The following is a 14947-nucleotide window of genomic DNA, read 5'->3' as shown; positions in this document are numbered from 1 at the left end:
TGTGTGGAAATTAAATTTGCTGAAACCATAAATGATCATGATAATAATATTATTATACCTATTTCAGAAGAATTAGAATTATTAGAAAATGTACAGGCACAAAGCCAAAAATATAATAATATAATAGGTAATATATTAGCAAATGACTCCAGTTTTAAAGGGAAAAAAGGTGATCAGTTAATTATTACTCATGCAGAAAAAAATATAATTAAAACATTTTTTCTGATAGGAATAGGAAAAAAAACAGATCTAACACATTTAGATTTCATGAATTTTGGTGGTGAAATTACAGCAATATTGAATGCTAAAAAGATCCAAAATGCTACACTCATATTAGACCAAAATTTTATATCTTCTCAAGAAAATAGTATGGCAGTTGGTGAGGGTATTTATTTACGCCATTATCAATTCATAAAATATAAAACTCAAAAAGTAGATGAACAATTATTATCATTAAAGTCTATCACTTTAATCGTCAAAAATGCACAAGATGTAGAAGAGAACTTCAGTAGTTGTAGGCATGTTGCTGTGGGAGTACATTTTACTCGTGATTTAGTTTCTGAGCCGCCAAATGTTTTATACCCTGAAAGCTATGCAGATCGTTGTCAAGAATTAACAAAACTGGGAGTAAAAGTTGAAGTTCTTGGGTATAAAGAAATGGAAAAACTAGGCTTTGGCGCTTTACTTGGGGTGGCTCAAGGTAGTATTAGAGAGCCTAAATTAGTAATAATAGAGTGGAAAGGAGCAAATGATAATGATCCTCCAATAGCTTTTATAGGGAAAGGTGTTACTTTTGATAGCGGAGGTATATCTATAAAACCATCTGCTGGTATGGAAGATATGAAATATGATATGGCTGGTTCTGCTACTGTAGTTGGGTTGATTAGGACGCTAGCTGCTCGTAAAGCAAAAGTTAATGTTGTTGGTATCATAGGATTAGTTGAAAATATGCCTGATGGTAATGCTCAGCGCCCAAGTGATGTAGTAAAAACTATGTCTGGTCAAACTGTAGAAGTCTTAAATACTGATGCTGAAGGTAGGTTAGTTTTAGCCGATGCTTTATGGTATTGCCAAGATAGATTCAAGCCTAAATTTATGATTAATCTAGCTACCTTAACAGGTGCAATTGTGGTGACCTTAGGAGAAATATATGCAGGCTTATTTTCTAATAATGATGATTTATCAAAAAAATTATTAGACATTGCTGAAAAAGTTGGAGAAAAATTATGGAGATTACCTTTAGATCCTGCATATGATAAACAGATTGAGTCAGCAATAGCTGATATGCAAAATATCAGTAATGGAAGAGGAGCAGGTAGCATTACCGCAGCACAATTTTTACAGCGTTTTGTTAACGATGTACCTTGGGCACATCTTGATATAGCAGGTGTTGCATGGACTAAGAAGGATTTACCTTTAACACCAAAAGGTGCAACTGCCTTTGGGGTGAGGTTATTAAATAAATTTGTGAAAGCCTATTATGAATAAAAATACATTATTAAAATTATGACTGAAATTAGTTTTTATCATTTGACAGTTTTACAGCTTGAACGCGCTTTACCAAGGTTACTTGAGAAGGTAGTCGCTACTAGAAAAAAAGCTATATTGCTTTCTCCCACAGAGGAGCAGATGAATATTTTAAATGATTTACTTTGGACCTATAGTACTAAAGTTTTTCTTCCACATGGTACTAAAAAAGAGGGGTTCATTAATAAGCAACCTATTTATCTAACCTCTGAAGAAGAAAATCCAAATAATGCTGAAATACTAATTACTACCTATGGTATAAAACCAAAATTTTTATCAAGTTTTACAAGATGTATAGATATATTTAATGGTAATGATGAAGAAGAATTGGAAAATGCAAAGCTACGTATAGCTGAATATCAAAAACAAGGACATAATATTATTTACTGGCAACAAACTCAAAACGGTACCTGGGAACAAAATAATAATTATAACTTTGCTTAGGAATATCATTCGCGCACAAGTATCTGGGGAAAGAAAAAAGTAATGATTTGCGGTAATGACAAACAAATAATCCTACTTTCGGACAAAAAATTGTAAGTAATGAGCAAGAAATGATGTCATATTTTATAAAAAATAAATTTTTCTGTGAGGAGTACCTTGTTTTTACTCTCTAATTTGACCCGAGCCATACACAATCCATTTGTAGCTGGTCAATGAATCTAGCCCCATAGGGCCACGAGCATGCAATTTTTGTGTGCTAATACCAATTTCTGCCCCCATTCCAAATTGTTCTCCGTCTGTAAAAGCAGTTGAGGCATTAATATATACTACGGCAGCATCAATAGATTGTATAAAACATTCTGAGGCTGTATTATCTTCAGTAATAATTGCTTCACTATGTCCTGAGGTATAATTTGTAACATGTTGTATTGCCTCATCTAAAGAGGTAACAGTTTTAATAGACATTTTATATGATAAAAATTCTTGTCCATAAATTTCTTGCTCATTATAGGAAAGCAAATTAGCAGGATAGTTATCTTTGAGTATCTGATATGCTTGTTTATCAACAAAGAGTTCAACATTATGAGATTGTAAAGGTTCTATAATGGTATATAAATCATATAAACGGTCTTTATGTATTAGTAAGCAATCTAAAGCATTACACACACTTACTCTTCTAGTTTTAGAATTATTGATGATATTTTTTCCTTTGGTAATATCTCCATGTAAATCAAAGTATAAATGTACCACTCCAGCACCAGTTTCAATAATAGGTATAGTTGCATTTTCTCTTACAAAATCAATTAAATTTTTACTACCCCTAGGTATGCAAGCATCTATCAGGCCATTTGCCATAATTAAATTTTTTGTTTCTTTTCTATTCAAAGAAAAGAGTGCAATGATATTAGGATTAATGTGATTTTTGACTAAAACTTCTTTAATTATTGATACTAATATGACATTACTATAATAAGCTTCTTTACCGCCTTTGAGTATACAGCCATTGCAACTTTTAAAACATAGACTAAATACATCCATAGTTACGTTAGGTCTTGATTCGTAAATAACAGCTATTACTCCAAGCGGAACAGAAATCTTATTGATCGTAAGGCCATTTTGCATTATTTTTTTTTGCAATATATGTTTTATGGGAGTAGGTAACAATGCAACTTTTTTAATACTATCTGCAATATTGCGTATTCTATTTTCGTCAAGAAAGAGGCGATCATACATAGGATTACCTTTATCCATACTTGCCAAATCTTTCTTATTTTCAGCAATGATTTTTACAGCATTATTTAATAATACTAAAGCTAATTCGTTTAAAACATTATTGATTTGCTCATCATTTAATAAAAAAAGAGCACTACTTGCTTGTTTTACTTTAGTAAGTTCATTTGTAATATTCATAGTTTACTCTTAGAAAATGTAAAGATAATCATAATGGATTAAAGCCGGCTTATTTTTTTGTCCTAAAAAACTATCTAATTTATTAGAATCATATCTTGCTATACCAAGCCCTATGATATCCTGATTAATATTTAAAATTTCTATGATATCTCCTTTTTCAAATTTACCATTATAAGAAAGGATACCTACAGGTAAAATGCTGATAATACGCTTATCTTCTTTTAAAATTTCATATAAGGGATCGTTTATAAATATTTTACCTGTCGGAGAACTATATGCAATCCATTTTTTTATGTTTGATTTTTTATGATACGGAACAATAGTGGTGCCAACCGATTCTCCATTGATTATTCTATTTAATATATTGGGTTGATTTATAGAAGCTATATGAGTCATAATACCAAGTTTTGACATTTTCTTTGCATTACTTAGTTTACTGATCATTCCACCTCTGCCATGTAAGCTTTTGCTACTGGAAACATTTGGCCAATTTTGATTAAGATTTATTGTGTGTAATAATGTAGATTCGGGTAAATCTGGATTACCACTATAAACTCCTTCTATATTACTTAATATAATAAGCTTATCGGCATTTATCTGTGTTGCAATTAATCCAGCTAATTCATCATTGTCTGTAAACATTAATTCTTCAATTGCTACACTATCATTTTCATTGATTATGGGAATAATATAATTATGTTTTAAGGTTTCTCGTATCAATCTAGATATATTTAAATAATGCTGTCTGGTATAAAAATCTTGCTTTGTTAGTAAAATTTGTGATGCTAAAAATTTATGTTTTATCAACATTTTGGAATAAAGATGTATTAATTCATGTTGACCTAAAGATGCTAATAACTGTTTTTCTCCGATAGATGAATTATATTCTTTATTTAGATAGTTGCGTGCTATATTACGACCAAAGCTAACAGCTCCAGAGCTTATGAAAATAACTTTATGTCCCTGCTGTTGTATATCCACTATTTGATTCACAATAGATTGCATTATATCTATAAGTGGCATACCTTCTTTAGATAATATGCTTTGTGTACCTACCTTAATTACAATTATCATCATATTTAATTTTATACAAATAATGCTTTAATTAAAAAAAACCCTTTACCTTTTATAGTACTGATTTTTATAAAATTAAAGTATATAAAGTAAGTATAAGTATATTATTAGCAAATTCAGCCCTAGAGTAAATTGACTTGAATTCGTGACGCGGTTATAGCTGTGGCAATTTAAATATTTTAAATTGCCTTTGCTATAGCTCAAAGTTTTCCTACCATTTGTAGGTTTTGCTTTATCTGAACCTAGTTCCAAATATAACTTAATTTACTAATAATACGTGCAGCCTTACCAAGGCTTTTTGCGCAATTTATATTAATTATTATAGTCTAATATTTTTATTAAAATATTAGTGGAGTATCACTAGTTAATTTTCCCGAAAAGCATATTGTGACACAACTATTATTAATGCCTTCTGATTCCATACTAATTAGTAAGAATCCTTCAGGACAAGATTGGTTACCGTGTAACCTCAATTCTGTACCATATTTAATTGTGATGTTCGTGATCTCTCTCAATGGTTTTCCTGCGATATTATGCATATTTTCTAGTAGTAAAATTAAGTCTTGAACAGAGTTAATCTTATCAAAAGACTTATTAGGGCTTAACTCGTGAATGTACTGATCATTAAACAAATCTACCTGATGAATCAATTGAGGGGTGTAATCTTTTTTGTAAATTTGATAATGTTTACCATCACAAAATACTTCTTTATCACGTATTTTGGTTGTTGGATCAAATAAGTTTATTTGTGCCATATTTATCCTCCACATTCTATATACGTAGTAAATACTAATAATACAATTAAAACAGATTATATTTAATAAATAATTAACTATAACTGTGGATAAGAAAGGAAAAATTAGGTGCTAAGAACCATAGAATTAATAACATTGGATATAAATAGTTAATAAAAACTTTAAGAATTGATAAAGATTTAATTAAATATTATGAATTATTAATAGTTAATTTTATTTTTAATATAGAGTAAAAAGGAAAAATTATGAAAGACTATATTATAGAATTAAGTAAAGCTGTGTTTTCTCTAAGGGGAGCTAGAGGAGAGTGGAAAGCAATGAATGATGGCTATTATACAAAGGCTTTATTTGCAGGTAGTATAGAAGTATCTAAATATTGTAATTTTGCTAGTTTAGGTGAGGGTGAATTATTAGACGAAACAAAACAACATCTTCTTAAATTAATAAAAATTATTCCCTCACTAGATATATATGGTGTAGTACAAGAAGAATATGAAAATAGCGTAAAAAAATACTTAATAGGAAAAGTCAGCCATGAGGATTATAAAAATATTGCTTACCCTATAATTGAATATTTAAGTAACAAAAATATTACAGATTTTTCAAGTATAATTGAACCAGTAAATACAGCATGCCAGTATATAAGTAGTAAGTTAAATCAAGTGGCAAAAAATGCAATAACAAGTTTAAGAGATGCTACTAATCTTCCTCTTCATATATGTGAGCATATTGTTTCATTTGCTAGTAATATTTCTAACTCAGATGTAAAATCGTTAAATGATGCTTTATCTCATAATAGAATAAATATTGATCATTACCAAGATAGATCAGAAAAAAAATATTTAGATCGTTATCTACAGGGCAATATTACTAAGCAAAATTTACAAGAATTTAAAAGATAATCAAAACATAGTTGATTACATGTTAGTATACTTGCGATGAATTAGTATATGCGTTCTTCTCCGCTAATCTAGCAAAAAGTAGGTTTTGCTCATCATTCCTATCTGCTAAGGAAGCTGAAAAAACTATATAATTCTATCCAGCCTAAAGGTGTTTTTTGAAATTTATCCTTAAACATGCTTTTACTTAAAACAACACTGTACACATTTTAGAATTTAACTTACTTTGTTAATGGTCTCATATATTATTATTTAGCTATTCCTGAAGTGAGATTAAACAAATGATCGCGTATTTCAAACGTACGTGGGTGTGAATAACCAAAATGTTCTTGATGTTTTGTAGCATAATACCGTGCTAATCCATCATCATTTAATCTTAAAGAGCTTTCCACGATCATACTATACAATCTACTTATGTCATCGATTGTCTTTTTTACAAATATTTTTTCAAAAATTTCTTCTGATTGCAGGAAATATTTCTGAGCTTCTTGGTATTTCTTTTCTTGCATTAATATCATACCAAATAACATGTATGAAACGGCATTATATCTAGTATTTATGTAATCACCATTTTTAAAAATTTCAATACTTTCTTCAACTGCTTTTTGTGCTTCTACCAGCCGATTCAATCCATATAATGAATATCCTAACATGCCTTTTATTCTACCAAAATATATATGATTAGAATCTAATATATATTGAGTAACTTTTTCCAGCATTTCAGTAGATTTATTATAAGATTCTTTATAATTTTTTTTACGTAATAATATATCTGTTTCCATGGCAGATATTGGAAATAAAGCTCCTACAAATGGATAATGATCTGAGAGTTTTGAATAAGCAATTTTAATATTTTCTAACGCTTCATCTAATTTGCCCTGATCCATTTTAATTCTAGAGCGTGAAATATAAAAGGCATCTTGATTCCCTAAATATTCACCATCACTAAGTGCGCTATCTATAACTTTTTTACCTAAATCAGAATATTTAATTGATTCTTCTATGTCACCTAAAAATTGATAAGTTTGTGCAATTCTATTATACACCATTAATTTTTCCTCATATGCTTTCTCTATACTAGAAATTATTTTTACTGCTTCTTTTAGTATAGTTTCTGCTTCTTTAAAATTTCCATCCTGCCAATCTAATAAAGCTGCTTTCATGACGATTGATCTTACTTTTAATAAAGGATCTATAAATAATAGATGTTTTTTAATATCTTCTATATTATTTATATATTCATTTCCTTTAATAAAATTTCTTTCTCCAGGTAAATAATATTGTAATATCCTTAAATTTAGAGCTAAGACTTCATTATTATAAATATTATTTTGTTTACATAATTCAACAATCTTTATAACATGTGGTAGCAAGTAAGAGTTTTGTTCTAGAAACGGTACTAAAAGGTCTATTTGATGAGGCAAAAATATATTAAACTCCTTAACTAGTAAGTTTAAATATTTATTTAACGTGGTTTCATCAAGTTGATCTAATATTAGCTTCTGGATAATTTCATGAATGTTATATGTTAATATGCTAGAATTCACTTGGTTTTTTTCAATTAATAAATATTGCTCTATTAAAGAAAGTGCTTCATGACTTTCTAGTTCACTGCGTGTATTGTTATTTTCTGCATTTAGTTTAAGCAATAATTCTTGAGGTATACTATTATTATTAAGTAATGAACATATTATTAATAACTTATACGTATCTTCGGATTGTTCTTTTATTTTTGTAATGGTTAGATTAATTGTTTGCATAAGAGATTCTGAATGACTATCAGTAATGTCTAAAAATTTTTCTGAAGATTCTTTCATTTTTTCTTCCCCTTTCCATATAGTTTTGTAATCTTTTTTTAATAATTCAATATAAGTTTTTGGAGTAACACTAAGATGAAACTTTATATACGAGGCTGCTTGTGATATGGCTAAAGGATAATCATATAGTACTTCTGCTAATTTTTCAGATTCATTTTTTGATATATCATTAATCAATTTTTCAATTAAAACAATTGATTCTTTTCTTTTAAAAGTAGGCACTTTTATTATTTCCCCAATCATATTAATTTTTCTTGATGTAATAATTACATTTGCTCGCTTACTATTATGATGTTCAGGTATATAAGGTATTATATCCTCTTTATTAATAACATTATCAAAGACGATTAAATAATTTAAATTTGTTGTTCTTAAATTATTTTTTATTTTATTGATTATATCTTGTTTTGCAAGATTTTTTGTATCTATATAATGTATAGATTGAGAATCAACTATAATATGCTCGTTCCAACTCTCAGATAAATTTTTATATTGATCTTCTAAATTCTTTGCAGCATCAAACCACCATATAATATCATAATTTTCTCTATATAGCTCAGCAAATTTTTTAGCAATTTGTGTTTTTCCTATTCCTCCTACTCCTATAAGAGACACAGTATCTGTTTTATCTTCAAATGTAAGATGAATTTTGTTAATAATTTCTTCTCTTCCTGCAAAATATCTATTGTAATTCTGTATATTCCATATTTTAGGAAAATGTTTATTAGATGCATTACCAAGCGTTGAAGCTAATAATATATATGATATAATACCATATTTAACTATATAAATACGTAACATTATCGTAACATTTATTTATTTTTGACTGATCATTTTTATTTTCTTCTGGCATTTGTACGGGTATAAATAGTGTAAAGGATGTGCCTTTATTCAATTTACTAACATAATCTAATTGGCCTTTTACTTTAAAAATTATATGTTTAAAGAACTCAATTTTTGGTAAAAATACTGATAAAATACCTAATGTTTTTTCATCAATATTAGAGCTTTCTACAATAAGTTCATTATTTAAGTCTAGTCCAAAACCGTTATCCTCTAAAATAATTTTTAAGCACTCTAAGTTGTTATATATAAACTTAGATAAAGTTAGATCAATTTTTCCTTTTTTTCCAAGCCCTCTTAAAGAATAGGCTATCAATGTTATAAATAAATATTTTAGTGATAGCATCTCTATAAAAATTCCACTTAAATCACCTTCATATTTAATTTTTAATTCTATGTTATTTTCAAATACAAATTTTGAATATATTTTTGATACACTATCCATAATAGTTTCTATATTAATTTCATCTTTATGATAATATATTTCGCTAAAAAAAAGATTATTTGTTATATTTTCTATTTCTTGAAGTAAAATTATCTGCTTTTGAGCTGTTAAAGTAAGACTTAATTCTCCTTTGATAGATTTAGCAAAAATATTTACTATATTATTTACATTATGAAGTTTTAAATTAGCATTTAATATCATTTGCTTAACTAAGCACTGACTGGCTATTATTAGAAATAGCAATAGTTTTTATACTATCTTTCATAGTTTGATTATCATCATTCACTGCTAAATGTTGCATTTGTAGTTGATGCAATACACTTTTTAAACTCTTTAATTCACTCTCAAAATTCTTATGTATTTTATCTTTAATTTTTAAATAAGCTAATTGAATAATTTTCCATAAAATAAATATACCTAAGTTTAAAGCAATGGCTGCACATAATATGTGCTTTAAAAGTTTTTTTACTACTATATCGCTAGGTATTCCTACAATAAAAAAATAATCCTCATTAGTAATTTTTTGCATCAATACTTTGGTGTAAATTTTATTCTGATTACGTAATAAATCTAATAGGGTAAAATCATTAAAATTTATAAAAGATTTCTTAAATCCTTTGGACATTAAAAGCATATTTTGCATTGAATCAAATAATGCATACTCTATATTAACATCTAAGAGCTTATCTAAAACTTCATTGATAGCAGAATTAGTTAATATAAGGTTTATAGATGCTTTATTTTTCTTACCTTGACAAGGCATACTTATTATTAAACCTTGATTACTATAATTAATCATAGGAACAACTTTAAAGGAGGTAGCATCTGCATAATTTATGCCCTTTAATAATTTATAAAGTCTATCATTATTTATATATCCATTTTTTCCTATAAGTTTATCATTTGCAAAGCAATAGATACCTGAAGATCTAACGCCTTTATATGTTCCCATATCATAGCCAGTATTATATAATTCTTTAATAGCTTCAGAAATATAAGTTTTACTCCTAATCTTTCTTTTAATAATTATTTTACTTAGAGTTTCTAAGATATTGTAAGAAAATTCTATTTTTTCTAATGTGATATCTAGAACCTTTCTATCTTGATCATCTAAAAAATTATTTATCTTGTTTTTCTCAAATAAGTATATGCCATAAATGATTACATAATTCATTATCAAAAAACCTAACCACTTCTTTAATAGAACTTTAGTATTTTTCATAACATGAACATTTTTATAGTAAATTAAGTTGATAAAGACATGATATATGATATATTAAAAAGCTCATAAACCCAAAACAGTAGAAGCAATGGCATATTCCTTAGATTTACGTAAAAAAGTAATTCACTATGTTAATAAAGGTTATACCAGAGAAGAAGCTGCAAGAATTTTTGGCATAGGTGAAAGAACAATTTATAGATGGTTATCGAGATCGAAATCCGGGAATTTAGCAGCCACACGAGCAGCTAAGCCATGGAAGAAGCTTGATCCAATCAAATTATTAAACGAGGTGTCTAAAAACAGCAATTGGCTATTATCTGATTTTGCAAAGGTTTTTAATGTGTCTACAGCTGCTATCTGTTTGGCATTCAAGACTTTGGGGATCACACGAAAAAAAAGACCACACTCTATCGTGAACGGGATGAAGCAAAACGGCAATTATTTTTGGCAGCTATCGCAAACTATAAAGCGGAAGATATAGTTTATATTGATGAGAGTGGAATTGATAGCTATTTGTACTATTCTTGGGGATACAGTCTCAGAGGAAGTAAAGTTTATGGTGATATCTCAGGTAAAAAACATGATTGAGAAAGCTTTATTGCAGGTAAGGTTGGGAAGAAAATTATTGCGCCAATGTGTTTCAAGGGCACATGTAATACAGAAGTTTTTAACGAGTGGGTTAGTCAGTGTTTGGTGCCCGAACTAAGATTTGGTCAAGTTGTAATACTTGATAATGCAACGTTCCATAAGTCAGCTAGAACTAGGAATTTAATAGAAGATATAGGCTGTAAACTTTTATTCTTACCACCTTACTCTCCTGATCTCAACCCAATTGAAAAATATTGGGCTCATTTAAAAGCTAAAATCAAACCTATCATTACTAATTTTAATAACCTTAGCGATGCTATTGATTATGGCTTCTCTATGCCATTCTCAACTTAATTGACTATAGACTATTATTATAATTTATATAAAGAAATTGAAGAAGATTATGATATGCAAGAAGAATTAAAATATAGAACGCATAAAGTATTGGGCTACAATAGTGATTTAGAATTATTAAGGCATTACATATATAGCAAATTGACTACTGAAGATGGAAGGCAAGAAATACAACATGCTATTTTGTATGGTAGAGGAAAGGGTGATCCACATAATGTAAACCATTGTAATAATAATATAACTCTTAAAGATACTAAAACTGATAAGATTTATGAGGGTAAAAATACATATGCGCAGCTCACTCTAGCTAAAAAATACCATAATAAAGAAAGAAAACTACCAGATCGTACAAGGTAATATATATGTTTAAATTAATTTATTCGACAAAACTTGTATAATTATGTACTTTTTTTAGTATATATGGTATAGTAACTTAAATTTTTTATATGCCAATTAATACAATAGGGTTAAAAGTGTTACTCAAATCTTTTGCATCTAATTCGGAATTTAGTAAAGGAAGATTATACTTAGAAAACCCTCCTGAATTTTTAAATAACTTTCAATATGATCGAGGCAGATTAGTTAATACAACTGCATTTCGTAGATTAGAATATAAAACGCAGGTATTTGTTAATTTAGAAGGAGATCATTATCGTACTAGACTTACTCATACTTTAGAAGTATCCCACATAGCTCGTAATATAAGTAGAATACTTGGACTTTGTGAGGATTTAACAGAAGTTATAGCACTTGCGCATGATTTGGGACATCCACCTTTTGGTCATGCTGGGGAAGAAGCTTTAAATCAAGCTATGTCTTTATTTGGAGGATTTAATCATAATATTCATACTTTTAAGATATTGACGGAACTAGAACGTTGTTATGCTGAGTTTGATGGTTTAAATTTAACATGGGAAGTATTAGAAGGAATTGCCAAACATAATGGTCCTATTAAAAACTTCGATCAAAATAATTTAATTATTCAATATTCCAGAAAGCATGATTTATCTTTGGATAAATTCTCTTCTCTTGAAGCACAGGTTGCTTCGCTGGCTGATGATATTGCTTACACGAGTCATGATATAGAAGATGGTATTAGAGCTGGGTTTTGTGATATTGAAGATTTTTATCAGTTACCTATTGTAGGAAATATATTTAGTGAGGTAGCAAAAAATCTCCATATCACTGAGAAAAGACGTATTGTATATGAATCGATACGGAGATTTACGAATGTAATAATTATGGACTTAATTAAACACACTAATAGCAATATAAAATTATTCCATATCCGAGATATTCAAGATGTCTATAATGCGCCTCAATATATTGTAGAATTTTCTGATGAGATTAAACATTGTCACCTTACTCTTAAAGAATTTTTATTTAAAAATGTTTATAGACACCCTGAGATAAATATTATGTCCTATAAGGCGAAAAAGGTGGTAAGTGGGCTTTTTGAGATTTTTTTTAATAACCCAGATTGCTTACCTTTAGAGTGGCAAAATAAGTGTGATTTTAATAATAAATTGCAAGTTGCGGATACTATATCTAACTTTATTGCAGGGATGACTGATCGTTTTGCTATCAAAGAATATAATAAATTTTTCAATCAGTAGAAATATATTTATAGTCTTTGTTTTATCTGAACCTATTCCCAAATACAACTTAATTTACTATAATTTTACTATGAAATTATATTTATATGGTAAATGTTAGCAAAATCTATTGAAGTTATAGAAAATTTTGTATATCACTATAGATTATGTTATTTTTTTTGGAGCTGGTTATATGGTTCAAAAGAAATGAGAAGTAGAGGTATGATGGTATAACCACTCTTTTATTTATTATTTGTCATACCTTCCTAAGCTGGTATTTAGTTAAATCATGGTAATTAGATTCTAGCATACGTGGAATGACAAAAGAAGGTACTATTTCACCACTGTTGGTAAGTGTAACCATAAAAGTTTAAAGAGATTTTATACAATTTAATAGATTGATGATGGGAAAATATGCTGCATTTTGCAAGATGGAAAATGATTATAGTTGTATTAGTTTGTATATGTGCCTTTGTAATAGCGCTACCTAGTTTTCTTCCTCATGATAAAATACCTAGTTGGTTACCACATAAAACAGTAAATTTAGGGTTAGATTTAAGAGGTGGCTCACAGTTATTACTAAAAGTGGATATACAGGCTTATATATATGAACAATTAGAAATATTACAGGATACTTTAAGAACAAAGTTACGGGCTAAAAATATTGGTTATCAAAATCTGAGTATTAAGCATAATAAAATTCTTTTTAAGTTACGTAATCAAGATGATTCAAAAGAAATAAAATCTACCATTAAGAAGGTTGGTAGTGATCTAGATATTAAAATAACAGATGGTATATGTGAAGTTACGTATACAGAAGAATATTTAAAAAATATGGAAAATAAAGTTGTTGAACAATCCATAGAGATTATTAGAAGAAGAGTGGATGAAACTGGTACTACTGAACCATCAATACAGCGTCAAGGCTTGGATAATATATTATTACAAGTTCCTGGATTAGATAGTCCTGAGCATTTAAAGCAAGTTTTAGGTAAAACAGCTAAATTAACATTTCACTTAGTAGATGAAAATACTACGATTGAAGCAGCTTCGAAAGGCCAAGTTCCTTTAGATTCTATGCTCTTACCTTTTGATCAGAAAGATACTGATATTCCGTATTATGTTTTAAAAAAGAAAATATCTCTTAGTGGAAACATGCTTAATGATGCAAGAGCTACTATCACAGATAAGTCACAGCCTGCAGTACAATTCACGTTAAATAACCTAGGAGAAAGGCAATTTGGTGAATTAACGAAACAAAATGTTGGTCGCTTACTTGCTATTGTGCTTGATAATAAAATTATTAGCGTGGCTTCCATACGTGAGCCTATTTTAGGAGGTAGTTCTATTATATCTGGTAATTTTACTATTTCAGCAGCAAATGATTTGGCTTTATTACTTAGGGCTGGTGCACTACCAGCACCTTTGGAAATTATAGAAGAACGTACGGTTGGTCCCAATCTTGGTAATGATTCTATAGAAGCTGGCAAAAAAGCAGCTATAGTTGGTATAGTGTTAATCATCATATTTATGGTTATGGTTTATAATGTACTCGGGATATTTGCAAGTGTGGCTTTAGTGATTAATATTATATTAATTATGGCGGCATTATCATTATTGCAAGCTACCTTAACTATGCCTGGTATAGCAGGTATAATTTTAACCATGGGCATGGCAGTAGATGCAAATGTTTTAATTTTTGAGAGAATAAGGGAAGAATTTAAAAATAGTAAAATAGTTCCAGCTGCAATTGATAGAGGGTTTAAGCATGCCTTTAATACTATATTAGATTCTAATTTAACTACTATTATTGTTGGAATTTTGCTTTATATTTTTGGATCTGGCTTAGTTAAAGGTTTTGGTGTTACTTTAACAATAGGAATCCTTGCTTCAATGTTTTCTGCTATTACTTTAACTAAGATGATGGTAATAATATGGTTTAATGTTAGAAAGCCTAAAGAAATAATGTTGTGA

The 14947-nt window shown here is 28.7% G+C and carries 14 protein-coding genes; 8 read left to right on the top strand and 6 right to left on the bottom strand.

The genetic code is table 11. The annotated features are described in order from the left end of the window. The first annotated feature begins 3 nt into the window (after positions 1–3). On the top strand, positions 4–1488 hold the full coding sequence (pepA, locus tag NOVO_00890; protein AIL64588.1) for a Cytosol aminopeptidase: 1485 nt from the start codon (positions 4–6) through the stop codon (positions 1486–1488). A gap of 18 nt (positions 1489–1506) precedes the next feature. Then, entirely contained in the window at positions 1507–1971 is a 465-nt protein-coding gene (locus tag NOVO_00885) for a DNA polymerase III subunit chi (GenBank protein AIL64587.1), read from the top strand. A gap of 162 nt (positions 1972–2133) precedes the next feature. On the opposite strand, the gene proA is transcribed toward NOVO_00885, so the two are convergent. The 3 genes from proA to NOVO_00870 all read right to left on the bottom strand — a co-directional run bounded on the left by proA (position 2134) and on the right by NOVO_00870 (position 5210). Beyond that, positions 2134–3381, bottom strand: a complete 1248-nt coding sequence (proA, locus tag NOVO_00880) for a Gamma-glutamyl phosphate reductase (protein ID AIL64586.1) — start codon at positions 3379–3381, stop codon at positions 2134–2136. A gap of 9 nt (positions 3382–3390) precedes the next feature. Beyond that, a complete protein-coding gene (gene proB, locus NOVO_00875) occupies positions 3391–4458 on the bottom strand; it encodes a Glutamate 5-kinase (GenBank protein AIL64585.1) in 1068 nt (355 codons plus the stop codon). A gap of 335 nt (positions 4459–4793) precedes the next feature. After that, positions 4794–5210, bottom strand: a complete 417-nt coding sequence (locus tag NOVO_00870) for a hypothetical protein (protein AIL64584.1) — start codon at positions 5208–5210, stop codon at positions 4794–4796. 245 nt (positions 5211–5455) lie between these two features. Here NOVO_00870 and NOVO_00865 point away from each other — a divergent pair, with 245 nt between their 5' ends. Next, positions 5456–6112 carry a hypothetical protein gene (locus NOVO_00865; GenBank protein AIL64583.1) on the top strand — a complete coding sequence of 219 codons (657 nt, stop codon included), beginning with the start codon at positions 5456–5458 and terminating at the stop codon, positions 6110–6112. A 245-nt stretch (positions 6113–6357) separates the two neighbouring features. Here the strand turns inward: NOVO_00865 and NOVO_00860 are convergent, their stop codons facing one another. Genes NOVO_00860 through NOVO_00850 form a run of 3 tightly spaced genes read right to left on the bottom strand, consistent with a single transcriptional unit; the run spans position 6358 to position 10388 of the window. Beyond that, on the bottom strand, positions 6358–8727 hold the full coding sequence (locus tag NOVO_00860; GenBank protein ID AIL64582.1) for an NB-ARC domain protein: 2370 nt from the start codon (positions 8725–8727) through the stop codon (positions 6358–6360). Next, positions 8705–9415 carry a hypothetical protein gene (locus NOVO_00855; protein ID AIL64581.1) on the bottom strand — a complete coding sequence of 237 codons (711 nt, stop codon included), beginning with the start codon at positions 9413–9415 and terminating at the stop codon, positions 8705–8707. Before NOVO_00855 ends, NOVO_00860 begins: the two co-directional genes overlap by 23 nt. Before the next feature lie 4 nt (positions 9416–9419). Continuing rightward, positions 9420–10388: a hypothetical protein gene (locus NOVO_00850; GenBank protein ID AIL64580.1), complete on the bottom strand. Its 969-nt coding sequence runs from the start codon at positions 10386–10388 to the stop codon at positions 9420–9422. A 136-nt stretch (positions 10389–10524) separates the two neighbouring features. Between NOVO_00850 and NOVO_00845 the strand changes: the two genes are divergently transcribed. The 5 genes from NOVO_00845 (at position 10525) to secD (ending at position 14947) form a co-directional block, all read left to right on the top strand. Then, positions 10525–10917, top strand: a complete 393-nt coding sequence (locus NOVO_00845) for a Transposase (protein ID AIL64579.1) — start codon at positions 10525–10527, stop codon at positions 10915–10917. Between the two features lie 152 nt (positions 10918–11069). After that, positions 11070–11378 carry a hypothetical protein gene (locus NOVO_00840; GenBank protein ID AIL64578.1) on the top strand — a complete coding sequence of 103 codons (309 nt, stop codon included), beginning with the start codon at positions 11070–11072 and terminating at the stop codon, positions 11376–11378. A 54-nt stretch (positions 11379–11432) separates the two neighbouring features. Further along, positions 11433–11735 carry a hypothetical protein gene (locus NOVO_00835; GenBank protein ID AIL64577.1) on the top strand — a complete coding sequence of 101 codons (303 nt, stop codon included), beginning with the start codon at positions 11433–11435 and terminating at the stop codon, positions 11733–11735. Between the two features lie 89 nt (positions 11736–11824). Continuing rightward, positions 11825–12994 (top strand): Deoxyguanosinetriphosphate triphosphohydrolase, encoded by a 1170-nt coding sequence (gene dgt, locus NOVO_00830; protein AIL64576.1) that lies wholly within the window; start codon positions 11825–11827, stop codon positions 12992–12994. A 393-nt stretch (positions 12995–13387) separates the two neighbouring features. Beyond that, positions 13388–14947, top strand: a complete 1560-nt coding sequence (gene secD / locus NOVO_00825; protein ID AIL64575.1) for a Protein translocase subunit SecD — start codon at positions 13388–13390, stop codon at positions 14945–14947.

The sequence above is a fragment of the Rickettsiales bacterium Ac37b genome, from assembly GCA_000746585.2.
Taxonomy (GTDB): Bacteria; Pseudomonadota; Alphaproteobacteria; order Rickettsiales; family Arcanibacteraceae; genus Ac37b.
The sequence above is the reverse complement of the archived record's forward strand: the minus strand, read 5'-3'. Positions and strand labels throughout refer to the sequence as shown.

What these genes read in the sequence shown, in the direction of transcription:
- NOVO_00885 (AIL64587.1), top strand. Translation starts at nt 1,507, where the DNA reads ATGACTGAAATTAGTTTTTATCATTTGACAGTTTTACAGCTTGAACGC.
- proA (AIL64586.1), bottom strand. Translation starts at nt 3,381, where the DNA reads ATGAATATTACAAATGAACTTACTAAAGTAAAACAAGCAAGTAGTGCT.
- proB (AIL64585.1), bottom strand. Translation starts at nt 4,458, where the DNA reads ATGATGATAATTGTAATTAAGGTAGGTACACAAAGCATATTATCTAAA.
- NOVO_00870 (AIL64584.1), bottom strand. Translation starts at nt 5,210, where the DNA reads ATGGCACAAATAAACTTATTTGATCCAACAACCAAAATACGTGATAAA.
- NOVO_00865 (AIL64583.1), top strand. Translation starts at nt 5,456, where the DNA reads ATGAAAGACTATATTATAGAATTAAGTAAAGCTGTGTTTTCTCTAAGG.
- NOVO_00860 (AIL64582.1), bottom strand. Translation starts at nt 8,727, where the DNA reads ATGTTACGTATTTATATAGTTAAATATGGTATTATATCATATATATTA.
- NOVO_00855 (AIL64581.1), bottom strand. Translation starts at nt 9,415, where the DNA reads ATGATATTAAATGCTAATTTAAAACTTCATAATGTAAATAATATAGTA.
- NOVO_00850 (AIL64580.1), bottom strand. Translation starts at nt 10,388, where the DNA reads ATGAATTATGTAATCATTTATGGCATATACTTATTTGAGAAAAACAAG.
- NOVO_00845 (AIL64579.1), top strand. Translation starts at nt 10,525, where the DNA reads ATGGCATATTCCTTAGATTTACGTAAAAAAGTAATTCACTATGTTAAT.
- NOVO_00840 (AIL64578.1), top strand. Translation starts at nt 11,070, where the DNA reads ATGTGTTTCAAGGGCACATGTAATACAGAAGTTTTTAACGAGTGGGTT.
- NOVO_00835 (AIL64577.1), top strand. Translation starts at nt 11,433, where the DNA reads ATGCAAGAAGAATTAAAATATAGAACGCATAAAGTATTGGGCTACAAT.
- dgt (AIL64576.1), top strand. Translation starts at nt 11,825, where the DNA reads ATGCCAATTAATACAATAGGGTTAAAAGTGTTACTCAAATCTTTTGCA.
- secD (AIL64575.1), top strand. Translation starts at nt 13,388, where the DNA reads ATGCTGCATTTTGCAAGATGGAAAATGATTATAGTTGTATTAGTTTGT.